This window comes from Lachnotalea glycerini (assembly GCF_003201285.1).
Taxonomy (GTDB): Bacteria; Bacillota; Clostridia; order Lachnospirales; family Lachnospiraceae; genus Lachnotalea; species Lachnotalea glycerini.
On sequence record NZ_QICS01000009.1, the window covers coordinates 129,649 to 154,108 of the forward strand.

Below are 24,460 nucleotides of genomic sequence, written 5' to 3' on the forward strand. Positions count from 1 at the left end.
CCTTCCAAGCAAATGTTTTATGCTTCAAAAGGATAGTCGTAAAAGTGGTGAAAATCCCTCGCACTTTTTAAATTTTTTATTTTTGCGTTTGTAGTTTCGTGTTAGTCAAAAAGATTTTTGCATCTTTGGTTAATCGCAACACATAGCTGCATTGACTATGTCTCCATTTTAAGACGAAAAGGCGGCCTTTCTTCCAAATAAAAAGAATACGGCCGAACCTGCATAAGAATTCCTTGGCTTATCCCTTGCTCCACGTATTCCCATTGCACTTCTGATTTCCATCTGCTTTCCTCCTGAAATTGGACAAAAACAAAGCCTTGAGACACCATACTCCCAAGGCTTTTTATAACCTGCTTACTAATAAAACAATTTCGTATATTCAGTTTGCGTGTCTGCGATATGATAAACATAAACAGATGTTTCTATTATCTTAAAGATTATCACATGCTTATTACATATCACCATTCGGTATTCTCTTTCATTAAGCCATTTATCAGGTGTTAGGGAGCCAGAATCTTGGAAATCCTCTAAACGATCAACGGCATCTAAAATATGGTCACTGACTCTTAATGCCGTTTCTACATCAAACTGCACTGTATAATAGTCTTCAATTCCCTTCAAATCCTCCCAGGCAGATGGAAGAATTTCCACCTTATGCTTCATTTAAACGCTCTCTTAATGCTTTTCTGGCTTCTGAAACACTCATGGTTTTTGCTCCGCTAAGACGCTCCTGCTCTGCCTGCAGCACCCTCGACCGGAGTTCTAAAATCTGCTCCCGTTTTTCAAAGGCTTCAATGCTCATCAGCACCATATCACCTTCACCATTTTTAGTTATATAAATAGGTTCTTTTGTCTCTTTTGCAAGATTGGAAATCGTTGTATAGTCATTTCTCAATGCCGCTGATGCTTTAATAATCATACCCTGCACTTCCCTTCATATCATTATTATGATATTATTATAACTCTTTTTTTCTATAAAGTAAATAGACTTCTAACTCTATTCTGTGCAGATTACTTCTTTAAAATACTAAAATCCCTCTGTCATCATACACACTACCTTCGTTATTTCCTATTCCCTTCATGGCAAAATTATATTTTTTATTACGGGTGAGGTAAAAATCTTACCCCATTTGATGCCATATCAGAAGGTATTCCCACAGCTTTTATATTTTCTCATTCTCAAACCTCCTTGATCAAATCAAGCACCTCCCTAATATCCTTTGCAATCAGGCTATGCATGGTGTCCTTGTACCGCAAATAATTTATTTCATATACAGCCTTTTTCACGGTTTCCCTTAAGTCCGGTTTGTATCTTACAACATCTGATAATGCTGCAAGAGCCTGCCTTACTGCAGTCGGCTTTTCATCATTCAGAATATGCAGGGCAGCATCTATGTTTTCATCGAGAATATTATTCCTATCCCACTTGGCCTGCTTGCAAAAAAGCCGGAAACCACGAACCCGAACCACATATTTGTCACTTCTTATCATGTTTACAAATTTCTCTATATGAGCATATACAGACCCTGTTTCATCTGATATTCGCTCCAGTTCCTGTAAGGCTTTATATGCTATTGAAGTATCTTTATATTCAAGCATTGTAATAAGTGATGCAATATCGTATGTATTCTTTTTATATATCATCGGGATGTATCTTATACCATCTGTAACCTGTTCCGGAGCAGTATCCTCAAAGCCTAAATGATGATAGACTTCTTGGGCATATGGTGAAGAATTAACAGTTAGCTCATCCGCTGTGCTTTGTTCAAGCACGGTCTGAAACAATCTCTTTCCTATTCCCTTTCGATGGTACTGTCCGTCAACAAAAAATAATGCTATGTGGCTGCCGTTATTTCTCATTGCTATAACACCCACAATTTTATTATTTTCATAAGCACCATGCATTGTAATGCTTTCCATATAGTCTTTGTTATATACTGCTGTCCTTTTAAATGTTTCAACACCTTCATCAGAATAATCAGGAGCCTCATATTTCATAAATACCCTTATAACAAGTTCCAATGCCTCTTCCTTTTTGTTTTCGCCAATTTTTTTAACGACCACCACGCATACCTCCAATTAAAATGTATTGTCCTTTAGATACGGTGCAAGTGCTTCTTATAAATCTTTCTTCTGGAAAATTATCCACCACCCCAATCTCGCTATTTTTTTGTTATCAATGACTAGCTACATGGCCAGGATTTATTCCGTTTTCACTTTTATCTTCCTTACCCCACTTCAAAACATATTTTAGTCTGCGCAAACAAAAATAGCACAGCTACATATGATCCTAAAATTCCTGAACCCTTTGATTTACTGAGGTTTCCGCTCCAGCAACACCACTGTCTCCACATGCGGTGAAATGGAAGTATTATACTACATGGCGAAAGTATTTCACTGTCTTAAGGGGTGGGGTAAAAATTTACCCCGTCTTAGGGTTCTACCCCTACGCACATTTCTACCAACGATATTCTCTTCTTGGAAAACGCAAGCCATTAACCCCAACTTCTTCACAAACAGATGAAAGTATTTTCAAAATTTCTTCACGAGTATAATCAAACCATTCTTCTAATTCTCTATCATAAAAACAATACATTACTTCAAAATCACCATATGTAGTATATGCTTTTTCAGCTTTTGCAAGCTTCAACCTTCTCCTCAAGGCTACCAGCATATCACAAATTGTTTCAAACTTTTCTCTCCATTTTTCATTGGAAATTGCCGATTTTCCTTCTGAATTTTTCAAAATACTTCCATCTCTCGTTCTAAGCACTCCTGTATTTAATGCAACTATCGTATCCTCAATAGCTTTATCAAAGTCTTCCATTCTACCTTCTTGGCAAATTCTGTCCTTAAAGGCCGGACGGTCAAAACATTGAACAAAAAATTTTACTAATTCTTTGTCTGAGATATATTCTGATGTCGATCTCTCCTCTAAATCAAGCACCGCCATTTGTTCTGATATTTCTTTCCATTTTTTCAACTTAGTTACCGTATATCTTTTTACATCGGAATCAATAAGTTTAGAACAGGATTGGCATAACCATATTCCATTCTCATAAGATTTTCGTTCCCCAGATGTCATATTTTCATCAAATCTAGGACCACCTTTTGAGGCAGCAGAAATATGGGCGGCTACTCCTATATTAACTATATCTGTTTTTTCAATGCCCCCTCCACAAGTTGCCTTTCTGCAATTAGGATTACTACATTTCCAACCAACTCTATTTGCCAATAAATCTTTTGTATTCTGCGAAAAATCATCTCTCATACATTCATACCTCGTATAATATTATTCTCTCATTATTCCATTCGTTTCTAATCTTGTACTTATAACATCTTCGCCAGTATCATAGAACTCTATATACACTTCCATAGAAAATTTTTCCCCAATCACATTTTCCATTGAATATTCAAAATTTATTGTATTCAATTCGCCTTTCTTAACCTTTTCATGCATATTTATTTTTGTAGCATACACTACATACATTAATTTACCTGGTTCAATATCACATGGATAATATACCCAAAATCCCATTCCATGTTTACTATTTATTTTCAAATTCTTACAATTAAAATTTCTTATAGTTTTTTCTCCCTCATTTTTCAAAACATATGTAAATGTATAATACTTATCAAATATTTCATTTAGTAGTCTGTCACTAGAGTTAAAATCATCTTCTTTTTTAATTGTAATTTGAAATCCATTATCCATATTAAAATTTTCTTCTAAATTCTCTCCACTTATATTCCAATAATAATGTTTTTGTTCGGATAATTGAGGATAGTATTTTGCTTTTTCAATTTTAGTGTTAATTTCTATCAGTTCAACATTTCTTTTGTTTAATTCTTTGATTTCTGCTTGCAATTCTATAAATCGTTTTTCTGATTCATCAGATAGCTTTTTATACCTCTTATTTTGATACAAAGCGATTATTCCTAATAGCACTGTTCCTACAGCCCCTAAGTATGAAGCAATAAACCCAAACCAAACCTCTCTAGAAAATTTTATTTGGGTATTAAAAGGTATATGTTTAGCATCAAATAAAATATCTTCGATAATAAATGGCATACCTACTAATATTGTTCCAATGATGCATATTATCATTATCCATTTAACAATACTAATAATCTTGTATTTCAAGTTCTCCTCCTTCCTGCTGGTACCACTTTTGTCAAAAGGTGCACCTTTCTTTTACCCCACATATCCATGAAAACAATTTTCCACTCTAAGGGAACTGATAAGTACACCCCATTAGCTACAATAACCGCCACCCCTTTATTTACCGCTTTTTACGACTTAGAAGGTAAACCATCTAAACATTTGTTGAGGAAGTAATAATAATGTGAGGAAGGTATAATTAAACCTTAGCAATCATTACAATACAGCTAAACCAACATGCTTCTGCCTATTCAAGACAATTTATTACGTCTCTTCAGTTCTTGCTGTATCTCATATGAGTTCAACCTTTTCTTTCCACCTTCTGTTTTTATGTATACTTCATCTTTGGAAGTTGAAACTAAATCCCATATTTGGAAAGGTTCGATAATAATCTCTACTATATAAAATCCTGGAATAATATATCCATTTTCAATAATATCTTCAAAAATAATTTGCACTAAATCTTGGCTTATATATGGTCGCATTTGACCAATTCGTTCTGCTAATTTTCTAATAATCGTATCTTTATCTACTTTTGATAACTCTACTCCAATTACAATTCCACAATCACTGATTCCCCATTTTATAGTCCCACTTCCTGTAACCCAACTATTCAAAAACGCATTAATATATATTTCGGAAACATCTATAATAGTATTACAAGGGTTATTTCCTTTGATCTCTTTATACTCTATATTCCTATTTTCTATATCTTCTATCTCCATTCCCCTTTTATACTTTATAAATGGTTTTGATATAATCGGCTTATTATTGTTGTCACTAAACAATTTTTTCTTTACTTCATGATTGAAAAATCGGTTGTATTGAAAATTCGGTTGTTCATAATCATTGTTAGATTTCTCTGGAGTTAAATCTATCATTTCGCAATCTAATAATTTACTGCTGCTACTAAAATGCGAGGTAAGAACAAACTGAATATTAGTAATTTTTTTCATAACTCTTACAATACTTTCGATTGTACACATATCAAGATACCCAAAAAGATCGTCAACTAGCAATACACTGTCTGAAGGCACATACGATAACACACTTAATATTCCAAAATATATTTGCTGCCCAATAGACATGTAACGAAAGCTTTTATCGTTTTCAAGAAGTTCGATTAGTACACTATCAACAATGGTATCCTCTATCTTCAACCTGCCAAAAAAATCTATTGCAGATTTTACTTTTTCATCTGACAGCCAGAATTTATCTCTCAATGATTCAGCGCTAAGTAGAAATACCTTTTCTTTTTTTATTTTTACTAATCTATTCATCTCTTGAAAAGACTTCACTTCTATAATTGATTTTCCACAATGATAACGTTTTTTTATACGATTCGTTTTATCCTCATCTTGTATTGTTATTTCTATAATAGCGTCATTATCATTATCTTTATAGTTTAAAATCTCGCTCTCTTGAAACATAGAATAAATGGCGGCTAAAACGGTTGTTTTTCCACTTCCATTCTTTCCCTGAATCACATTTATTTTATCAAAAGCAAATTCCAAATCTAATTTACTAATAAAACCTAAATTTTTAATGCTTACACTCTTGATCTTCACATTACCCCTCCTTTGTTATGTATTTTAGAATGCTAGCCGAGCAAGGATCCCCATCTAAAATAATATGCTCTTTAGACAACGACTCGGTAATACTATCTCTTCTTTTTTATTTACTGTAGCTGTGTTAAGACATATTGTATTTAAGAAATGTGATTTTACTTTCTATGGCATTCCCTTTCCCTATTGTATAAATAAAATAATCAATTTTTTCTAAAAGGCAGCACATTTCACAATTCGATGAACGTAACTTCTTATACTACATGGCAAAACTCTGACTTTTTGCGAAAATGTTTATATGTCTTAAAATTGGTAAAATTTACTCTGTCAAAATACGTACTAATAGTATTTTTCTATTTCTTCTATTACCTTTTCTGTTTCCGTATTTTGATCATAATAATCTATATCATGCCTTTGTCCTGTACGTAAGTGATACAACCACCCTTCAAGCATAGCTAAGTATATTTCATTTACATCATCTAAATTTGCATATTGTCCAACATAATTATTTCGGGCATCATAACTCTCTTGAAAAACTGGATAACGATAACACTCATATTGTAAATCACTATCTATTAATTGAGCGTACCCGTCCTCGTCAATAACCAATCGGTTATGTCTAAAATCATTTCCCTCCCTCAATACAGATTTTATTTCTTCTTCAGTAAATAAATGTGAAGGGGGTTTTATCCTAAACAGTTTTATAGTGAAATAAATCCCCATCTCTTGCCATAGTATCCCTGCATCACTACATTTCTTTTTGACAAACTCTTTCATTTCAATAATTGCATTTACCGTTCCGCTAAAATCTGAAAATATATATTTATCCTCTTTACTTACTGGATATGGAATAAAATCTTCTTCACAAATATATCCCGTTTCCGCTACATATTTTCTTGTATCAAAAGCTGCTCCATTTATATGAAACATAATGGCAAATTCTAACTTACCTTTATTTTTATTATTGTTTTCATCACAAATTTTTTTAAAGCACCACTTACTCCAATTTTCTTCTATGAATTTATCAAACCTACAACTTTCTTCTATTCTTTTATTAGTTTCTGCTTCAGCCTTTTCATCTTTAATACTAAATGGATTCTTCTGATATGCATTTAAAAATGTCTGAAAATCTTTTAGCTTATAATAAGATTGACGCATAGTTCCGATATACTGCCGAAATTCTATACTCCCCATTTTATTATGCCTTGCATCATAAGTCCCCGAAATGTGGTTATAAACAGATTGTTTTGAAAAGACAACAAACGAACCATTTAAAAACCTATCAACTTGCCTATGCCCTTTCGGGAACTTTGTTCCATCATCATATCTTCCATAGCATGTCAAGTTGCTCACTATATAATGTCCCGGATAATCTTCTATTAATAATTCACGATAATTCTCATATATAGTATCTGAAATAGGCTCTATCTCTTCTAACTGTAATCTAAAATAACTCCATCTATAATCCTTTTGCCCATAATTCTCTAATTCTAACTTATGTGGCTTTAAAATATAATTACAGCCCCCTGCCACCAAACAGATACACCCTTCTTCTTTTGCGTATTCTGCTGATTCAACATCCTGTCCTCCTCCGGTTGGTAAAAACATATGATTTAGTCCAGGCATACTCCCTATATCATTTAAGATTTTTATTATAGAACCTATATCTCTCCATTCGGTATGTAACGGCACTGTTTTAGGAAATAACTTACTCTGCAAATATTTCCACTCACTATAATTGCTTTTTTGATCATTATTTACTACCTCCAACCATTTTTCAAGTGTTGCTACAAAAGCTTCCATACTAGGTCGCAATGCCGGATCATATTCTGTTGATTGCTTTAATAAGGCTTCCAATTCCACCAAATGCTCTTTTCTATATCTTTTATCACTACGCAGACCAATTATTGTATCATCTTCCTCATATCTTCCTTCAAAGCCATATTCGACCTCTTTTAATATAATCCATAACGTTTTCGCCAGAGAATACACATCAGCTTTTTTACCATCTGCATTTCTAGCATTATATCTCATCTCTGGGGCCATTGTTGCTCTTGGACCAACAGCTTCCTGCACTGATGTTAATTCTCTTCTTTCGGGATAATCAACTAATCCAAAATCCCCAATGCAATATTTTTCATTATAAAAATATATATTCTTTGGCTTTATATCCCTATGGACAATATCTTTCCTATGTAATATTTCTAATGTTCTAGCTAAGTCCAGAACACCTTTTATCTTATCCTCTATACTCTGTATTTTTTTTAATTTATTTTCAATCGTTGTAGCTATTGGCATAGCATACCAATATTTCTTCGATTTTTCATCAGGCAATGCATAAGAAATTATAGGAATAATTCCGTTAACCTCTTTTTGTATTTTCACTACAGTTTCTGTTTCAATTATAAATCGTATTCTTTTCTTTCTATTTCTTTTTTGTATCTTTTTTCCTTTGCCAATTTCTTCTCGAAGGATTTTAATAGCTACTTTTTCTCCGGCTTCATTTTCTGCCAGAAAAACTGTACCATTCCCTCCTCCGTCCATCCTTTTAAGAATTTTGTATTCTCCTAATTGTTCTATCATATCAATATTAAATTCCCCTACTTAATTTTATATTACATACTTAAAATCCCATCATATTCCTTTTAACATTTTACCACACTAACCTAACTTTTACTATCCGAAAAAGAGCAAGAAAAATGCCGATTAGGAAGCAAATTCCCAATCGGCACCTTTTCTTACTCCTCTTCATTTTTACATTCAATCTCCGTTCCGTCCAAGAACACCACCACCAGCTTCCCATCCCCAAAAACCTTGATGTAATCTAATGTTTTCAACATGAAGTTTGTATCCATTTCTGTCAATGGTTCTGCCCCTTCAGTGTACTCAATGAATCTCCCTGCGCGATAACCTTCTAACAAATTCTCACCCTGTATTTGTTCCTGCCACCGTTCCAGAAAACTGTCTTTGTTCTCAATCAGTGCATTCCATGCCAACAGATAAGCTTTTCTCAGTGTTTCTTCTTCCACATGACGGTTTCCGCAGCCTAGAACACCTTTGACCTTATACCGTTCACTGCATTGCCATACCTTCCGGTCAACTCCCGTGCTGCTCCGCCAACCCTTTCTAGCGAACACCTTATTACAGCACCCACACACAATTCTTGATGCAAAAGGATTTGTTTCCGGTCGGTGGGAATAAGAATTTGTTCCATGCTCCTCCAGATATTCTTTTCTCCGCTGAGCTTCCAGTTGCACACACTCCCAAATCCTCGGTTGAATGATAGCTTCATGGTCATCCTCTACATAAAACATTTGGATTTCACCCTGATTCTGTACCCTTTTCTTAGAAAGGAAGTCCACCGTATAACTTTTTTGCAACATGGCATCTCCTTTTAGCATCCAATGTATTAATATTTTCCTTTTCAAAAATAATACCAATGCCCAGTTCTTTCAGCTCCCGCACATAATTCAGACAGTCTAACGTATTCCTTGCAAACCGTGAGATAGACTTTGTAATAATCATATCAATCTTCCCTGCCCGGCAGTCTGCTATCATACGTTTAAACTCATCCCTCTTTTTGGTATTGGTTGCCGAAATGCCCTCATCCGCATAAGTACCTGCATACTCATAAATGGGATTCTCATTAATAAATGTTGTGTAATAATTCACCTGGTTCTCATAACTTAATAACTGTTCTTCTTGGGCGGTTGATACCCTGCAATACGCCGCCGCCCTTAATTTCCGCACACTCTGGTTCATACTCTCGTCCGCTGATGAAATCTGCCTTGCGGGTATAACGGTAATGTTTCTTGCCATGCACGTTCACCTCCTCTACTACCGTTGGTTCTGTAATGTTTTGCTTTGTGACTTCTGTATCATTCACCCGCACTCCCCGGCAGGCTTGTTTTCCCTCTTTAATATAAGTGCTGCATAGCCACTGAATCTTTCTTTTATATACCATTCTGCGCCGGAGATTCTTTCCGCAATATGGGCAAATCAACATTCCGCTCAGCGGATATCGGTTCTGGTACTTCTCAGTACCGTCAGCAGCAATATTCCGATTTTTCTTCCGGCGTTCCCGTTCCGCCTGTACCTGATTCCATTTCTCCTCACTCACGATAGCCGGGTGGTTATCTGTGATGTAGTAACTCTGCACTTCCCCACGGTTTAACCTTGACTGATTCCGCTTATTTTCCGGCGTGAAGTATTTCTGCAGGTGATAATCACCTTTATACTTTTCATTGGTCAGCACCCCATTTACCGTGCTTTCATTCCATTTCGCATTGGTCACGGTCTTTACTCCAAGAAAATTCATCAGGCTTTTCAGTCTGGAATTTCCCAATCCGAACAAGGTCATGTCATAAAGAAAATCCACTATTAATGCCTCTTTCTGGTTAATGGTCAATCCACCATACTCATCCTTGTCATATCCCAGGAACCGCTCGGTGTTAATCATGATTTCTCCCTGTTCAAACTTCTTTTTGATGGTCCACTTGTTGTTCTCGCTCATGCTCCGGCTCTCTTCCTGCGCAAAAGAAGCAAGGACGGCAAGCATCATCTCACCGTAACCGGAGATTCTCTGGTCGGCATAGACTCCGGCAAACTCATACTCCTGGTTGGAAGTAATCAGGCGCTCATAGGTATCTGTCTGATTTTCCAGAGAGTCCTCTTGTCTTCTGCTGTCTGAAGATTCCCTAGCATAAGCACATACACGCTTTTTCTTTTGTGACACTTCGAAAACAGGTTCTAATATCCGGATTTTCATGGGCAACTACTTCCTTCAAAATAATCCCGGACAAACTGCTTAATCCGTTTATATATGGGTTCAGCATTGGTGCTATGTCAAGTCTTGGTACAAGTTAAAACGGAACTTTTTTGTTAGTTCCTAACATCATTAACTTGCTATTTTAAACTCCTTCTCCATTTTTATTAAATACTCATTTTCATAGCTTGCAGGAGATTTATATCCACAATGGCTATATGAATACGTACTGTATTATAAAATGTTTCTATATACTCAAATATGAGCTTATATGCATGATTATAATCTACAATTTTAAATCGATTGATCCATTCTCTTTTTATTAATGAATGAAAAGATTCAATACATGCATTATCCCATGGATACGCTATCTTGGAATAACTTCTTGTCCAACCTGCCGTTGTTTCTTGATACGCATTGCAAGTATATTGTATCCCCCTGTCAGCGTGCATAACTTTAGGTTTGTTTACATGCCTTTTCTTTTTCGCTTTTTCTATTGCATCTACTACATGTTTGGCTTCTAATGTATCACTTAATACCCAGGCTATTATTTTTCTTGAAAATAAATCCATAATACTTGTTAAATATACAAATCCTGAATAAGTCCAAATATAAGTGATATCAGATTGAATGGTGGTTTGAATATATGTTTTTATATACCAAGCCTTTATTCCCATTTCTCGCATATAATTTCCAACAGTATTTTCACTAATTGTTTCACCTTGCTCTTGCAAAATGGAAGTAATCTTTGGTGCTCCGTAGATGTCATTTGACTCTCGATGGATTTCTCATATTTGCTCCATTCGTTGTTCTTTTTTTAATTTTGTATTAGATGGTTTTTTTCTCCTAAAAGAATAATATCCATTTCTTGAAACGCCTAATATTCTAAGCACTCCACTAACATTAAGATGGCGTCCTTCATTTTTAGCTGCATTTTCAGCCTTTGCAACTTCAATAAAATAAGCTTGTGTTAGTTTCCCAGAATGCCGATTGCTTTTTTTAATATTTCTAAAGCATGCTGTGTATCTCTCAATTCTCTTTTTACCCGTGCTAATTCTTTGGCTTCGTCACTGGCATAATTACCAGTCCCCCTTATCGTAACTTCTCCTGTTTCATTAGCTGCTTTTACCCACGTTGTTAAAGCTGTTTTACTTGTTCCTAATTTCTCAGCGCATTTTGCTAAACCCAAATCTCTTGTTCATAATAATACTTTACTGCATCCTCTTTAAATTGTTTGGTGTACCCTCCACCATCTTCTCCGGCAGGTTTCCGAACAGAACTTCTTCGGACGCCCGGTGGCAGGCTGCTCTATTTCCTTTCCACAGTACAAACAGGCTTTGCCCTTGGAAATCTGTTCCGATACATTCTTTTCCAAAGCTAGCGTATCCAGCCATTCCTTTGCTCCTGCAGTAATTTCGGACAATGTCACGGGACAGCCCTGCCTCCGTGGCAATCCTCCGGTAGCCTAAACCTTTCAGCCTTAGTTCACGGATTTTGGTTTCCTGCACCTCTGTCATTTCCTTTCGCACCTCCTTACACAAAAAACCGGGAAAAGCAGATAATTTCTGTCTTTCCTCGGCTTAAAAACATGGATTTCCGGTACTTTTTGGCAAAATCCCCTCCAAGCAATTCAGCGAAAATCATATGTTTATGTACAATAAGGTACCTATTATCCTATCCCCCCTGACGGTTTCTGCGAAAATTCACGTCTTGGGGGGCGGCGGTTTCCAGGGGACGGGGTTCTGGAGATTCGGACTCCCCCTCCCTCCCTTAAAAATTATTACAATCAAAAGTAATTATAATTTATCTATAAATTTTCTAATATTATGTTGATAATAATTGTTTTTCCGCATATACTAATAGTAAGCATAGAGAAAGGAGGAATCGTAAATGGCTATCACTACCGATGTATTAAACAGTCTCATTTCTATCACTCAATTTAACAAAGGGCAGGCTTCCAAAATCTTTGACAGACTGCGTACGGAACGCCAGCTTGTTGTACTGAAAAACAATGCTCCTTCTGCCGTGATTCTTTCACCAGAGGAATATGAACGCCTGGCTGAGATTGAAGAAGACTACCAGCTTCTGCTTCTTGCACAGCAGCGTATTGCTAATGGCGGCATGGAACGCACAGTAACTTTTAACGATGCAATGGTTGACCTTGGAATTTCCGAGACCGATCTTAACGAAGCGGAGGATGTAGAAATCGAATGAACTATCAAATCAACTTCCTTACCGAAGCACTGAATGATATGAAAAAATTGGATAATTCTGTCCGTCCCCAAGTTGCCAAGGGAATCCAAAAGGTCAGCCAGAACCCAGTTTCTATTTATCAGGGAGGATACGGAAAGCCTCTTGGCAACAAAGATGGCTCAAATCTGGCTGGACTTTTTAAAATTAAATTCCGTGGAATCGGAATCCGTGTTGTTTACTCTATAGAAGAGCGAAATAGTGTGATGACAATTATCGTTGTGTCCGTTAGAGCTGATAATCAGGTATATCAAGAAGCTTCTCATCGCAGAACAAAACACGATCTATAGTAAGCATCCTGTCTGATACATCCCCTGTCAAGTAGACAAGTAAAATAATTAATTTTAAAGTGTTATGATAACCAGCATTCGCATGAGTGCTGATTATCTTTTTTACATTACTTGTTGAAGTGTCTGTTGCTTCTTATGTTCTATACTAGTCCAGAACTTAATGTATCTGTTGGCTTGTTTTATCGGATATATAACAGGTTCTGATGTTTGTAAAGCTTCTTGTCGTACTTGGCCACATGTTTTTCCTTTATATCTCTTTTGAGGATATTCATTTCTGTAATAATCAAGAGTTCCATATATAGCTTGTATCATTTCTTCTTTGGATTGAATGTGCGGATAAAGTATGAACAAGATATCTTTGAATATTCCCTGAAATCCTTCACACGGACCATTATCAATGCATCTGGAAACTCTAGACATTGATTGTGTCATTCCATATCTTTCAAGTTTTGTTTTAAATGCACTTCTTGTGTATTGGAACCCTCTGTCACTATGATACAGAGGTGTTGCTTCAGGATAAGCATTATGAGCCATCTCTAAAGTTACATCCGCAAGAGCTATGTCATTTCGTTCTGAAACTGCGAAGCCTACTGGATAGCGATCATATAAATCCAGCACTGGACTTATATATAACTTTTCGCCTGTTGCTGGAACTTTTATTTCAGTAACATCTGTACACCATTTCTCATTAGGCTTATCAGAATTGAACTTTCGTTTTAATACATTTTCAGCGATTTCTTCAGGAGTTGATTTTATATATGTATAGATTGATGAACGCCTATAAGAAGATTTGATATCATTGATACACATAATACGATAAACCCGGTTATGTCCACAGGTGAAATGATATTTGTTTCTAAGCGTATAATACATGTTCATTGCACCAAATAAAGAGTTGTTTAAAGCCGATATCTCCTTAATCTGTGCAAGTAGCGTTCATCCTCAATTTAGCTTGAAAATGAACGGTCTCACGACATGTTCTTATTTAGTTGAATAATGAAAAAATAGTAAAAATGTTATCCTTACTTCGATGTGTTCCCGAACACCATATCAAGAACCACTGACACGTTCACACCGTCAGAAATTGACTTTTTCTTCCCTTTTCGGTCACTTTGTGAAAACTGAAAAAGCCTCTCAAAGTGCCTAAAATCAAGGATTCTTAGATATTTTTCCGATGTAGTAGTATCACACTCTCCACATGCGTCGGGTTCACTATAAGGGAAGTTATTATCTACGTCGTCCTGCCAATTTAGGCACATATCAGATTGCTCTGGTACCTCATTAGAAAGACGCTTTAGGTTGCTATCATTACCATCCAATAAGTCGTTTTGAGTGCTCATTTTAAACAGCCCTTTCTTCTTATTGAATAATAATTGTTATTAGCTTATTTGCTTATGCAAATTCTTGTATCGCTTCCTTGCATCTGATATTGAAAAATCTGCAAGTCCTTTCAGTACAAAAGTGATTTTGTATGGATCAGATTTCCCATCATCACCCACCTCACCAATAATAACTTTTTTTACGATACTTTCAAATACAGCACGATCAAATCTATCCATTACCTTAACTTCAGAAATTCGTGCCCTTATTTCCTTCATTCTCTTACCGACATCTTTCTTTGCAGCTTCATTTTCAATCAAAATCTGCTGCTCTTGCTTAGTCTGGCTGATTTTCCGTGTAAATTCATCAAATCTTTCATCATAGGCCTCTTTTGAAATTTTATCATCAAGCAACATGTCAGTCAATTTCTTTCGCTTACCTTCCACTGTTGCCAGGCTCTTATCAACACGTTTTAGTCTCTCACTATTATCTGTACTGGATAACTCAATCTCAATTGATTCTAATACTGACTCTAAGATATCATCAAAATTATCCGCCAATAACTGAAAGGATTCTACAAAAGCATTTTCAAGAATAGATTCATCAATAGCTTTACTATCAGGGCAACTAGCCTTTCCCTTATTTGCAGCCGTTCTACATACCCAAACTGGCTTTTTATGTTGTGTATCCTGATGATGTGATCTTCTCGAGAATTTTGTTCCGCAATACGCACATTCACACATGCTACTAAAGGCAAATTTACGTGATTGCTTTTCCCTTGTTCCTTCTATAATACTTGTGTTCTTGCCATATCTGCTCTTACGAATTTCTTGAGCCATATTCCACTCTTCCTCAGATACGATAGCTTCATGATGATTTTTAATATAAAACTGATCTTCTTCACCCATATTATCAAGCCTGCGTTTCGTAAGTGGATCTACTGTAAAAGTCTTGCCTAGAAGTAAATCTCCTTTGTATTTCTCATTCAAAATAATTCCTCTGATACCGCTGTCAGTCCATTTAACGATACCTTTCTTGTTTTTAATCCCACGTCGAGTTAAATCATTCGCTATTGTGTAAGCACCATATCCTTGATTATAACGATTGAAAATCCACCAAACAATTTCAGCCTCCTCTTCGTTCATGCTAAGTGACTTATCTTCCTGATGATAATCATATCCCAGACAACCATTAAAGCCTAATAATTCGCCGCGTTTCTTTTTCATCTTAAGTCCCATTTTTGTATTAGCTGATAAAGATTCAACTTCATTCTGTGCCAGTGTGCTTAATAATGCCAATGCCATTTCGCTTTCCATCGAAAGAGTATTAATATTCTCTTTCTCAAAAATAATCGCTACATTCTTCTCTTTTAGCATACGCACATATTGTAATGTATCCACAAGATTACGTGAAAACCTGGAAATAGATTTTGTTAATACAACATCTACCAAACCATTCATACAATCACTTATCATATTCAGAAAGCCTTCTCTTTTCGCTGTTTTCGTACCAGTTATTGCTTCATCTGAATAGATACCAACAAATGCCCAATCCTTGTTCTTGGATATTTTATCTGTATAGTATTCCATCTGAGACTGAAAACTCTGTAACTGTTCCTCTCCATCGGTACTTACTCGCACATAGGCTGCCACCCTCTGTCTTTCCAGTGTCAATCCTTTTCCAATAGTATCTCTACGCCTGTTTACCGTACCTTCACTTGCTTTTATTACTTCAACTTCTGCCATATTGACCTCCTCCTCTCTTGAAGTATAGTAAAAATCAGAAACCTTTCATGTTTGTTTCTGACTTTACTATAATCCAAAAGTTAAATATGAACGAACATGTGAAAATGCCGATGAAAATTTTTCACCGGCATTCTAATATGTTATGTATTCATAAAACTAACCACGTTATATTCTCTCATAATTCTCTTTTTCACTGCTGTGTACTCGTCTTCACTGAGTAATGCCATACAATAAAGCTTTCCAAGAACAGCTAATTTCTTTGCTAATTCCAATTCTTTTGCCATTACTCACTCCTCATCCAGCAGTTCAAGCTGATAGATAAGTGCTATATTAAGTTTTTCTATCAATCTTTTGTCCGTAATAGCTTCAATTTTCTTAATAACCTGCGTACGATCCGCACTGCACAATTGTTCGCACATTGCCATTCCTGATTCTCTCAAATTTTCACAGTCATTCTTATCTATAAAAATGTGCTCTGGTCTGTCAATTTGTCTAAATGATTGTGTCATTGGAATTACAAGAATCACAGGACAGTCTGGAATGAAACGGCCACATACAATAGCAGGGCGAGAACCAACCATTTTACAATGTTCTGTATCATCTCCCATATTAATTAGTACGATATCACCTTTTTTAACAGGTTCCATTGCTAATGCTCTTTCAATTGTATTTGGCACTTTATTGTAATTGTTTCCGTTCCCATCACCGTTACGGAAGACATTGCTATTTCTTGCTGGTTTAGTTATTTCAGGATAGTCTTCAACAAATTCTCTAATCTTCATTTTTCCTCCAATCTGGTCGGCTAAATTTTTCTAACCGACCTCCTTTTGATTTACTTGATTTTATTAATTACAAATTAATATCTACTGCCAATGCCTGCATATTCACGCTGGCAGTTTATAACATCTATTTGTATTCTCATTACTATCACCTTTCTCGTATTATAAAGTAGTAGTGTTTAGAGACCCTCTCCAAGGTCTTTTACATTTAGTCATAGTTTCTCTTTACCTCTTCTATTGGTAAAGCTATGATATTGTAGATACTGTGGATTGGTTCTCACCTTCTACCACTTGATGGTTTCGGAAAGACTCCAACCACAGCCTCTTTGTATATTTGTTAATCAGTTAGATACCGCATGACGGTTTATTTAGAACGAGAATACAATCGCAAGGAGTACCCGTGGGTTCTAAACAGTATCAAATATTTTTTTAAGGAGATCTACCATGATATACGCAGGAATTGATGTTGCCAAAGATAAGCATGATTGTTTTATTACTAACTCAGATGGTGAAGTACTATTTAATTCTTTTACCATTCAAAACAACCGAGATGGTTTTGATGAATTCTATCAGAAGCTTGAATCCGTTACAGATGATTTAACCAAAGTAAAAGTAGGGCTAGAAGCCACTGGACACTATAGTTATAACATCTTAGGATATCTTCTTGATAAAGGTCTGACCACCTTTGTTATCAATCCGTTACTTACCAATCTTTACAGAAAAAGTCTAAGCCTTAGAAAGACGAAAACGGATAAAGTTGATGCCCATATGATTGCTACAATGCTAATGTCTGATGTGAACTTAAAGTCCTACTCAGACACATCTTATCACATTGAGGAACTAAAGTCATTAACCCGTTATCGGTTTGATAAAGTAAAGGAACGGGCTGCTCTTAAACAGTCTATCTCTCGTCTTGTCTGTATCCTTTTCCCTGAATTAGAAAAACTAGTACCAACTCTGCATATGAATTCTATTTATGAGTTATTAGCAGAGTTTCCTTCCTCAAAAGCTGTGTCTGGTGCTCATTTAACCAAACTAACAAACATCTTGGCAAAAGCTTCAAAAGGTCGTTATGGAAAAGATACTGCCATTACCTTTCGAGAAGCTGCACGTGTTTCAATTGGATCTAATATGCCAGCTAAATCACTTGAACTGAAGCATACAATCAAACTCATACGTGAGCTGGATTCCGAGATTGGAGAAATCGAAAAAGAAATCAAAATCATTATGGATAAAATCAACTCTCCAATACTTAGTATTCCTGGTATCAGCTACCGAATGGGTGCAATGATAATCGCGAAATTGGTGATTTTAATCGTTTTGATTCTCCAGACAAAATCTTGGCATATGCCGGATTGTCCCCCTCCACTTATCAATCAGGCAAGCTTGATGGTGCCTATTCCCATATGGAGAAACGTGGCTCTAGGTATCTTCGCTACGCCTTATTCAATACCACAAAATTTGTATGTTTTTGGGATCCAACCTTTGGGGCTTATCTTGCCAAAAAGAGAGCAGAAGGTAAACATTATAACGTAGCAATATCACATGCTGCCAAAAAACTTGTAAGGGTAATCTACCAACTCGAAAAATCAAGACATACATACATTAAGTCAGCTTAACTTTTCTAACTAAATATCTCCTTTTTTGAGCACCGATTACGATGCTCTATTTGTCATACAGTTTTTAATGTTCTTTGAACTGAAAATATATCTGAAATGTATTTCTGCAATTCATTCAAAAAATATAAATTTTAGACTTGACTTTTAATAGTTAGTCTTTCTTATAATATCGATTCAATAATGTGCACCTTATCTCCTCACACAAAAGGACTCCATTAAAATTGCTGCATTTTTTCTTCAATATCTGTTTATAGGTTCTAAATTGGAATCCACTTGTGCGGGAAGATAAGAAAGTGTAAATGACCTCGAAGCAAATTCGAGGTCATGATGGCTGTTTTTCTAACATCAATTGTATTATTCTAAATATCTTATCTTTTTCGAATTCGTCAACATCCAGTAGAAGATTGTCTATCATATTATCCAGCTTTGAGTTTGCAATTTCTTCCTTTTGCAACTTTTTCCCAGAAAGAAGGTAATCAGATGATATATTGAATAACTGACACAATACAAATATATGATCCGTCTTACAAGCACTTTTTCCTTTTTCAATTCTGATAACCATTTCACTTGTAACTCCTAACTCATCCGCAAATTCTCTTTGTGTTAAGCCAGATTTTATTCTTGCGTTTTTTATTCTTTCACCCATTATTTTTATTTGTTCTGCATCAAAATATTTCACATCAACTGTCACTTCCTTTTTATCGAATTTACCTCTAACATGAATATTTCGTTTTAAAAGAATATAAAAATCCCTCTTACTTCTATAAAGGAAAAAGTAAGGGGGATGGACGGATAAATTTTTAATTTTCTAAATATTTTCTCATTTTTTTAAATATACGATCATTTACGATCGTTCAAAGTCATACGAGGAACACCAAGCTCAACTGCTAACTTTCGCTCACTCTTATCATTAAAGAATAACTCATGAATAAGAAGTTGTTCCTCTACACTTAGTGCCTGTAATGCCAACCATAATTTTTGAAGTTGCTCCTGCTCAATAATCTTATCCTCAATTCTGGATTCAAACCGTATAGCCGCATACTCAACATTAACCCCATCTTTTTGGAAACGCTCCAGTGAGAGCTCACATTGATGTATTAATTTGTATTGATAGCGTTCCGCTTCACGCGCTTTATGATATGCATGATAGGCTGCCTCACTGACTTCCACACAGCTGCTTTTAACAACGATTGTATATTTCTTATTTTCTGACATTTGCTTGTCCTCCTAATTTTCAAAATTGATTTGAAAGCGAAGGTTCGAAAAAGAGTTAAAAAAAAACTGTTTCTGCTATATTCAAACGTCTATTATGATTAGGATGAGGAATGCTTGTTTCATCAGGATATCCCATTGGTAATAATACAACCGGAAAAATTCTACATTTTAAAGGATTATCCATGCTTCCAATCATTAATGAAATGTGTCGATGGGGAAAAAATAATGCTTCAAACAGCAATGCATAAACTTGCTGAATTGGTTTCGAATACAAAGTTGTTAATGATTAATATTCCTCTTTCTGCCTAAAAAGTTCATGCCAATAATTCCAAAAAGAATCATAATTGCTCCAATGATATGATAATATTCGATTCCCTCATGCAGGAAGATACTCCCGGCAAATATAGTTATTAGCGTAGATAAATTACTAAATACGCTCATTTTAGATGCATCAATTTTAGACAATATATAATTTGATAGCAGAGATGTTATCAATGACGACAGAATTCCTAAATAGAATATAGATATCAAAAACACGGGACTTGAAAACGGTTTAAAATATGCAATAAGAGTGTTTTTAACAATATGATCTGCGACTGATAATACGTTAAAGCTTAAAAAACCAATTGCAGTCATGATATAAGTTATGTCTATTACTTTATATTTTTTGGTTATTTTCTTTGCCATTACGTTATAACATGCTGCTGAAAGTGCTGATAACATAATTAATACAATACCAAGAAAACTGGCAGATTTTAATTGAATTCCTTTCATTGCAAATATGTAAATCACTCCGCATACAGATGCCCCTAAAGATACCTTTTGTAGCAGGTTAATATTTTCTTTTAAAAAAAGAGCCGCCAGCATCATGGTAAAAACGGGAATGGTTGCTTGAATGATACCCGCCTCAGAGGAAGAAACATAGACTAATCCAAAGGCTTGAAAAGCAAAGAATAGTGCGGGATAAAACAGGGACAGCGGCAAAATAGAAAGCACATCCCTTGCAGTAATTTTCAATTTTATCCATCCAAACAATACTGGAATCAATAATGTAAAAAAAGAAATTGTAAACCTATGCGCCAGAATATTCAGCGGATCGTCCACAGTTAAGGCCATCTTTGTAAACAAAAAAGATAGACCTATTATAAAGGCATACAGTACTGCCGCAAAATATGCATTTGTTTTATTGCTATTTTTCATTCTAATATTCACCTCTAGTCTTGACTTTAAATTGTGTATCTCTATTTTAATTTATATTGATTTTTGACGGCTGGGCTGAATAAATCTGCTCAAAAAGATGTGTAAAAAGCTCCTTTTTGAATGTACTTACCTTGAATAAGGATGTTAGCATTAATTGTTAAATAAAAGGACCATGTCATTCCAAACAGCATGCCCGTGCTCCGACTCAGACTTTCCAATATTAACAAAACCGAATTTCTCATAATAATGGATTTTTTCATCTTTGCAGCATAAAGTCATACCTTTTCGCTCTGCTTTTCTAGCCACTTCAATCAGCTTCTTAATCAATTCTGCAGCGATACCTCTAGCTCTGTATTCAGGTAGTACATCAAGTCCAAAAATGCTTTGGTAGTCACCCATGGAATCATGGAATGATGTATTACTGTAGAATTCGTCTCGGATGACTTTTTCATTAATTACGCTTCCGTTTATGAACCCCACTATTTTGCCGTCTAGTTCAGCTACAAGGAAACTTTCAGGAAATACCTTAATTCTAACTTCTAAGGAAGCGCGAATAGCGGCTTCCGCCTTGGAAAAGCAGATTTCCTCTATATTTGCAACACTGTTCAGTTCGTGCATTGTAACTTGTCTTATCTTGATGTCCATGTTTTTCTCCTCCATTCTTACCAAAAACTTATTATACATTAGATTTTATTTATATCATTAAAAACTCTTCAGTTCACCTTCTTCTGTTTTGTTCACGTAACATGCCACACTTATTTGGTGGCAAATACTCAAACTGATACTTATGATATAATAAATCTGCAGGACTGTTCGCTATCAAACAAATATAACTATCTTCAAAAGTATTTTGTTCAAAGTAGTTATTGATTTCCTTCATTATTTGATCTGCAAAACCTTTTCTTCGATAAGTTTCATCCACCATAATATCACTTACCACATAAGTGATTCCTCCATCACCCACAATTCTTCCAAATCCTATCAATTTTTCTTTGTCATAAAGAGATACTGTAAATAAAGAATTTGTGATTGCTTTTCTGCTTCTTTCCAAATCTTTATTTCCCATTCCTGAACGAAGTCTCAAGCTAACATAATCTTCTGCTTTCGGTTTTTCATAGAGCATCTTCATTCCCATATTCCTCCATTTATTATTCTTCAATTGCCTTTATATTTATAGTTTTCCTATCTCTATTTTAATTTATATAGCACTATGTTACAATGTAAACAAACTCAATGTGTACCGGTACAGAAATCGAGGTGTGTGCTATGTATAAATATTTATCATTATTAAATGAAATCGAAAACATGATAGAACGAGGTAACTATAGGCAAGGTGAGCGAATTCCTTCTATCCGCAGCTTATCTGTATCTTATCATTGTAATAAAAGCACTGTTCTTCGTGCATTGGCTGAATTGGAACGAAAACACATTATTTATTCACTTTCAAAAAGTGGATATTATGTTGTAACATCAAATGCCGAATTAAACCAAGGTGAGAATCTTGGTTTGGACTTTTCCTCTTCTTCTCCTGATCCTGCGGTATTTCCATATTTGGATTTTCAGCACTGCATAAATCAAGCGATTGACATCTATAAGAATGATTTATTTATCTATGGTACTCCAAGGGGATTGCCTTCCTTAATCGATGTGGTACAAAAACAGTTAAACAATTATCAAGTGTTTGCAAAGAAACAAAATATTTTTATAACCTCTGGGATTCAGCAGGCATTATCCATCTTAGCAGTAATTCCTTTCCCAAATAATAGAAAAACGATATTAATAGAACAACCAGGTTATCATTTATTCATCGAATCCTTACAAACACTGCAAATTCCGGTAATTGGTATCAGAAGAACCAGTAATGGAATCGATTTAGCAGAATTAGAAAGGCTGTTTAGAGAAGAAAATATTAAATTTTTTTATACGATGCCAAGATATCATAACCCTCTAGGAACGTCCTATTCTCAAAAAGAGAAAAAAGAAATTTTAGAACTGGCACAAAAATATAATGTATTTATTGTAGAAGATGATTATTTAGCTGATTTTGAACAGAATTCAAAAGCTGATCCAATTTATTCTTATGATGATTTTACACATGTCATCTATTTAAAGAGTTATTCAAAAGTTATCTTCCCCGGATTAAGAATCGGTATTGCTGTAATCCCAGATAAATTGATTGAAACATTCAGTCAATACAAACGGATTCTTGATATAGACAGCTCTATGCTTTCTCAGGCAGCATTAGAAATCTATATTAAAAACGGCATGTTTGAACGACATAAGGAAAAAATGAAAGCAACTTATTTTTCAAGAGCAAACTGCTTAATATCGGCATTGGAAAATAAACAAAAGGAGTGTAATCAGACTAACTTTTCGTATACTCCTATAAAAAATATTGCTTTCCATACTTATATTGAATTGAATGAACAGATATCATGTGAAAAGGTTATTCATCGACTAAAAAATAAATCAATTATCGTTGATGGAGCAACTAATAATTATTTACGTTCCTTCCCTGCAAGAGACTCTATATTAAAACTTAATATCTCAAATGTAGAAGAGGAATATATTGAAGAGGGCATTTCACAGATTGTGAAACAAATTTTCTAATAAATCAAGGCTCGCTATTGTAATCGTTAAGTTATCGGGGTTTCCTTTATTGGCTTATCTGCTTTTGTTTTTTTCCTTTACTGATATACCAGTACGGAAAAGCTGAAAATATAGAACCGCCAACTATATTTCCAAACGTAACCCATGCGAGATTTTGTGCAGCTGCGGATATTGTAAGTGTTTCTGCATGTGGAAGCATCAGCGATATAGCAAATATCCCCATATTTGCTATGGAGTGTTCAAAACCTGGTGTAGAAAAGGCGAAAACACACCATAATAGCATGAACAATTTTGCTGTCTCCTCTTTCATTTTATAGCAGAGCCAAATTGACATACATACGATAAAGTTACAAAGTATAGCCCTTAAAAAAAGCTCATCTGGTGGGATAATAAGCTTACTTTCTGCAACTTTTTCAATATACTGATCTGCCAGACCGATTGGGGCTTTGCTTTTTACATACAAAAGCGCCAGTACAATAGAACCTGTTAGATTTCCAAGATAACCTACTATAAGTATTTTTATTGTATTCTTTAGGTTAACCGTTTTTTCCAGCAGTCCAATGGTAAATATAAAGCAGTTTCCTGTAAACAGTTCTCCTCCTGCAAAGTAAAGAAGACCTAAAGCGATTGGAAAGGTAAGCCCAATTGCTATCTTTCCATAATATGTTCCATCCACATTGACAATACTTGCAGTAGTAAAAGCAAGAGCTATCCCAACTATAATGAAAAATCCTGACATCATTGCTAGCAAAAAAAATTTAATAATGCTATCGTTTAAATAATCACTTTTCATTTTAGCGGAAAGAGCGACATTTTTTATTTCTTCTTTATACATTTTCGCACCTCTTTTTCGTTATAAATTAGCAGTTCTTTTTGCAAACTAATTACTTTTTTAGATTTCAAAACATTGAAAATCCAAAAAAGCAATTTAGTTTTCCTA

The 24,460-nt window shown here is 35.1% G+C and carries 26 protein-coding genes and 2 pseudogenes; 5 read left to right on the forward strand and 23 right to left on the reverse strand.

Going from position 1 to position 24,460, the window contains the following annotated elements; genetic code table 11:
• Positions 1-357: 357 nt before the first annotated feature.
• From C8E03_RS15755 to C8E03_RS15810, 13 genes and pseudogenes are all read right to left on the reverse strand, one after another.
• Positions 358-663, reverse strand: a complete 306-nt coding sequence (locus C8E03_RS15755; RefSeq protein WP_094376043.1) for a type II toxin-antitoxin system RelE/ParE family toxin — start codon at positions 661-663, stop codon at positions 358-360.
• Positions 653-919 carry a type II toxin-antitoxin system Phd/YefM family antitoxin gene (locus C8E03_RS15760; RefSeq protein WP_094376042.1) on the reverse strand — a complete coding sequence of 89 codons (267 nt, stop codon included), beginning with the start codon at positions 917-919 and terminating at the stop codon, positions 653-655. The genes C8E03_RS15755 and C8E03_RS15760 overlap by 11 nt, the downstream gene beginning before the upstream one ends.
• A 260-nt stretch (positions 920-1,179) precedes the next feature.
• The gene (locus C8E03_RS22495; protein ID WP_242993590.1) at positions 1,180-2,067 is read right to left on the reverse strand and encodes a GNAT family N-acetyltransferase; all 888 of its coding nucleotides are present in this window, start codon (positions 2,065-2,067) and stop codon (positions 1,180-1,182) included.
• A 391-nt stretch (positions 2,068-2,458) separates the two neighbouring features.
• The gene (locus C8E03_RS15770; protein WP_110291535.1) at positions 2,459-3,271 is read right to left on the reverse strand and encodes an HNH endonuclease; all 813 of its coding nucleotides are present in this window, start codon (positions 3,269-3,271) and stop codon (positions 2,459-2,461) included.
• A 21-nt stretch (positions 3,272-3,292) separates the two neighbouring features.
• Positions 3,293-4,144, reverse strand: coding sequence for a hypothetical protein (locus C8E03_RS15775; protein ID WP_110291536.1), 852 nt, complete (start codon positions 4,142-4,144; stop codon positions 3,293-3,295).
• Positions 4,145-4,413: 269 nt separating this feature from the next.
• Positions 4,414-5,730 (reverse strand): AAA family ATPase, encoded by a 1,317-nt coding sequence (locus tag C8E03_RS15780; protein ID WP_110291537.1) that lies wholly within the window; start codon positions 5,728-5,730, stop codon positions 4,414-4,416.
• Positions 5,731-6,066: 336 nt separating this feature from the next.
• Positions 6,067-8,310: a protein kinase domain-containing protein gene (locus C8E03_RS15785; RefSeq protein WP_110291538.1), complete on the reverse strand. Its 2,244-nt coding sequence runs from the start codon at positions 8,308-8,310 to the stop codon at positions 6,067-6,069.
• A gap of 155 nt (positions 8,311-8,465) precedes the next feature.
• Positions 8,466-9,110 (reverse strand): zinc ribbon domain-containing protein, encoded by a 645-nt coding sequence (locus tag C8E03_RS22720; protein WP_330410839.1) that lies wholly within the window; start codon positions 9,108-9,110, stop codon positions 8,466-8,468.
• A gap of 13 nt (positions 9,111-9,123) precedes the next feature.
• Positions 9,124-9,489: pseudogene (locus tag C8E03_RS22725) on the reverse strand (recombinase family protein); the annotation flags it as partial.
• Complete coding sequence (locus tag C8E03_RS15795; RefSeq protein ID WP_110291539.1) at positions 9,407-10,495, reverse strand: recombinase family protein; 1,089 nt, start codon at positions 10,493-10,495, stop codon at positions 9,407-9,409. The pseudogene C8E03_RS22725 and the gene C8E03_RS15795, both read right to left, overlap by 83 nt.
• A 164-nt stretch (positions 10,496-10,659) precedes the next feature.
• Complete coding sequence (locus tag C8E03_RS15800; protein ID WP_330410847.1) at positions 10,660-11,277, reverse strand: IS3 family transposase; 618 nt, start codon at positions 11,275-11,277, stop codon at positions 10,660-10,662.
• A gap of 185 nt (positions 11,278-11,462) precedes the next feature.
• Positions 11,463-11,681: a hypothetical protein gene (locus tag C8E03_RS15805; protein ID WP_242993594.1), complete on the reverse strand. Its 219-nt coding sequence runs from the start codon at positions 11,679-11,681 to the stop codon at positions 11,463-11,465.
• A gap of 36 nt (positions 11,682-11,717) precedes the next feature.
• Complete coding sequence (locus tag C8E03_RS15810) at positions 11,718-11,921, reverse strand: eL24 family ribosomal protein (RefSeq protein WP_146212335.1); 204 nt, start codon at positions 11,919-11,921, stop codon at positions 11,718-11,720.
• 461 nt (positions 11,922-12,382) lie between these two features.
• Here C8E03_RS15810 and C8E03_RS15815 point away from each other — a divergent pair, with 461 nt between their 5' ends.
• Together C8E03_RS15815 and C8E03_RS15820 are read left to right on the forward strand one after the other, a co-directional pair.
• Positions 12,383-12,706, forward strand: a complete 324-nt coding sequence (locus C8E03_RS15815; RefSeq protein ID WP_094375959.1) for a type II toxin-antitoxin system Phd/YefM family antitoxin — start codon at positions 12,383-12,385, stop codon at positions 12,704-12,706.
• 38 nt (positions 12,707-12,744) lie between these two features.
• Complete coding sequence (locus C8E03_RS15820; RefSeq protein ID WP_330410721.1) at positions 12,745-13,032, forward strand: type II toxin-antitoxin system RelE family toxin; 288 nt, start codon at positions 12,745-12,747, stop codon at positions 13,030-13,032.
• 102 nt (positions 13,033-13,134) lie between these two features.
• On the opposite strand, the gene C8E03_RS15825 is transcribed toward C8E03_RS15820, so the two are convergent.
• The 4 genes from C8E03_RS15825 to C8E03_RS15840 form a co-directional block, all read right to left on the reverse strand.
• Complete coding sequence (locus tag C8E03_RS15825; protein ID WP_110291540.1) at positions 13,135-13,953, reverse strand: IS3 family transposase; 819 nt, start codon at positions 13,951-13,953, stop codon at positions 13,135-13,137.
• A gap of 458 nt (positions 13,954-14,411) precedes the next feature.
• A complete protein-coding gene (locus C8E03_RS15835) occupies positions 14,412-16,097 on the reverse strand; it encodes a recombinase family protein (RefSeq protein WP_110291542.1) in 1,686 nt (561 codons plus the stop codon).
• 140 nt (positions 16,098-16,237) lie between these two features.
• Positions 16,238-16,381 (reverse strand): hypothetical protein, encoded by a 144-nt coding sequence (locus C8E03_RS22030; RefSeq protein WP_170123023.1) that lies wholly within the window; start codon positions 16,379-16,381, stop codon positions 16,238-16,240.
• Between the two features lie 3 nt (positions 16,382-16,384).
• Entirely contained in the window at positions 16,385-16,879 is a 495-nt protein-coding gene (locus C8E03_RS15840) for a type II toxin-antitoxin system PemK/MazF family toxin (protein ID WP_110291543.1), read from the reverse strand.
• Positions 16,880-17,320: 441 nt separating this feature from the next.
• On the opposite strand from C8E03_RS15840, the pseudogene C8E03_RS22855 reads away from it, so the two are divergent.
• A pseudogene (locus C8E03_RS22855) lies at positions 17,321-18,495 on the forward strand (IS110 family RNA-guided transposase).
• Positions 18,496-18,817: 322 nt separating this feature from the next.
• Here the strand turns inward: C8E03_RS22855 and C8E03_RS15855 are convergent.
• Both C8E03_RS15855 and C8E03_RS15860 read right to left on the reverse strand, forming a co-directional pair.
• On the reverse strand, positions 18,818-19,174 hold the full coding sequence (locus C8E03_RS15855) for a helix-turn-helix domain-containing protein (protein ID WP_110291544.1): 357 nt from the start codon (positions 19,172-19,174) through the stop codon (positions 18,818-18,820).
• A gap of 161 nt (positions 19,175-19,335) precedes the next feature.
• Positions 19,336-19,710, reverse strand: coding sequence for a sigma-70 RNA polymerase sigma factor region 4 domain-containing protein (locus tag C8E03_RS15860; RefSeq protein ID WP_110291545.1), 375 nt, complete (start codon positions 19,708-19,710; stop codon positions 19,336-19,338).
• A 110-nt stretch (positions 19,711-19,820) separates the two neighbouring features.
• Here C8E03_RS15860 and C8E03_RS22035 point away from each other — a divergent pair, with 110 nt between their 5' ends.
• Positions 19,821-19,958 carry a hypothetical protein gene (locus C8E03_RS22035; RefSeq protein WP_170123024.1) on the forward strand — a complete coding sequence of 46 codons (138 nt, stop codon included), beginning with the start codon at positions 19,821-19,823 and terminating at the stop codon, positions 19,956-19,958.
• A gap of 31 nt (positions 19,959-19,989) precedes the next feature.
• Here the strand turns inward: C8E03_RS22035 and C8E03_RS15865 are convergent, their stop codons facing one another.
• The 3 genes from C8E03_RS15865 to C8E03_RS15875 form a co-directional block, all read right to left on the reverse strand.
• Complete coding sequence (locus C8E03_RS15865; RefSeq protein ID WP_094375953.1) at positions 19,990-20,910, reverse strand: DMT family transporter; 921 nt, start codon at positions 20,908-20,910, stop codon at positions 19,990-19,992.
• Positions 20,911-21,060: 150 nt separating this feature from the next.
• Positions 21,061-21,555: a GNAT family N-acetyltransferase gene (locus tag C8E03_RS15870; RefSeq protein ID WP_110291546.1), complete on the reverse strand. Its 495-nt coding sequence runs from the start codon at positions 21,553-21,555 to the stop codon at positions 21,061-21,063.
• Between the two features lie 73 nt (positions 21,556-21,628).
• Positions 21,629-22,039: a GNAT family N-acetyltransferase gene (locus tag C8E03_RS15875; protein ID WP_094375963.1), complete on the reverse strand. Its 411-nt coding sequence runs from the start codon at positions 22,037-22,039 to the stop codon at positions 21,629-21,631.
• A 137-nt stretch (positions 22,040-22,176) separates the two neighbouring features.
• Between C8E03_RS15875 and C8E03_RS15880 the strand changes: the two genes are divergently transcribed.
• Entirely contained in the window at positions 22,177-23,520 is a 1,344-nt protein-coding gene (locus tag C8E03_RS15880) for an aminotransferase-like domain-containing protein (protein ID WP_094375951.1), read from the forward strand.
• A 46-nt stretch (positions 23,521-23,566) separates the two neighbouring features.
• Here the strand turns inward: C8E03_RS15880 and C8E03_RS15885 are convergent, their stop codons facing one another.
• Positions 23,567-24,355: a formate/nitrite transporter family protein gene (locus C8E03_RS15885; protein ID WP_094375950.1), complete on the reverse strand. Its 789-nt coding sequence runs from the start codon at positions 24,353-24,355 to the stop codon at positions 23,567-23,569.
• Positions 24,356-24,460: the final 105 nt, after the last annotated feature.

Excerpts from the sequence above, each read along its gene's own strand:
- C8E03_RS15770 (WP_110291535.1), bottom strand. The coding sequence starts at position 3,271 with ATGAGAGATGATTTTTCGCAGAATACAAAAGATTTATTGGCAAATAGA.
- C8E03_RS15835 (WP_110291542.1), bottom strand. The coding sequence starts at position 16,097 with ATGGCAGAAGTTGAAGTAATAAAAGCAAGTGAAGGTACGGTAAACAGG.
- C8E03_RS15865 (WP_094375953.1), bottom strand. The coding sequence starts at position 20,910 with ATGAAAAATAGCAATAAAACAAATGCATATTTTGCGGCAGTACTGTAT.
- C8E03_RS22720 (WP_330410839.1), bottom strand. The coding sequence starts at position 9,110 with ATGTTGCAAAAAAGTTATACGGTGGACTTCCTTTCTAAGAAAAGGGTA.
- C8E03_RS15785 (WP_110291538.1), bottom strand. The coding sequence starts at position 8,310 with ATGATAGAACAATTAGGAGAATACAAAATTCTTAAAAGGATGGACGGA.
- C8E03_RS15815 (WP_094375959.1), top strand. The coding sequence starts at position 12,383 with ATGGCTATCACTACCGATGTATTAAACAGTCTCATTTCTATCACTCAA.
- C8E03_RS15875 (WP_094375963.1), bottom strand. The coding sequence starts at position 22,039 with ATGAAGATGCTCTATGAAAAACCGAAAGCAGAAGATTATGTTAGCTTG.
- C8E03_RS15820 (WP_330410721.1), top strand. The coding sequence starts at position 12,745 with ATGAAAAAATTGGATAATTCTGTCCGTCCCCAAGTTGCCAAGGGAATC.
- C8E03_RS15880 (WP_094375951.1), top strand. The coding sequence starts at position 22,177 with ATGTATAAATATTTATCATTATTAAATGAAATCGAAAACATGATAGAA.
- C8E03_RS15860 (WP_110291545.1), bottom strand. The coding sequence starts at position 19,710 with ATGTCAGAAAATAAGAAATATACAATCGTTGTTAAAAGCAGCTGTGTG.
- C8E03_RS15870 (WP_110291546.1), bottom strand. The coding sequence starts at position 21,555 with ATGGACATCAAGATAAGACAAGTTACAATGCACGAACTGAACAGTGTT.
- C8E03_RS15760 (WP_094376042.1), bottom strand. The coding sequence starts at position 919 with ATGATTATTAAAGCATCAGCGGCATTGAGAAATGACTATACAACGATT.
- C8E03_RS15755 (WP_094376043.1), bottom strand. The coding sequence starts at position 663 with ATGAAGCATAAGGTGGAAATTCTTCCATCTGCCTGGGAGGATTTGAAG.
- C8E03_RS15840 (WP_110291543.1), bottom strand. The coding sequence starts at position 16,879 with ATGAAGATTAGAGAATTTGTTGAAGACTATCCTGAAATAACTAAACCA.
- C8E03_RS22030 (WP_170123023.1), bottom strand. The coding sequence starts at position 16,381 with ATGGCAAAAGAATTGGAATTAGCAAAGAAATTAGCTGTTCTTGGAAAG.
- C8E03_RS15795 (WP_110291539.1), bottom strand. The coding sequence starts at position 10,495 with ATGAAAATCCGGATATTAGAACCTGTTTTCGAAGTGTCACAAAAGAAA.
- C8E03_RS22035 (WP_170123024.1), top strand. The coding sequence starts at position 19,821 with ATGCTTGTTTCATCAGGATATCCCATTGGTAATAATACAACCGGAAAA.
- C8E03_RS15885 (WP_094375950.1), bottom strand. The coding sequence starts at position 24,355 with ATGTATAAAGAAGAAATAAAAAATGTCGCTCTTTCCGCTAAAATGAAA.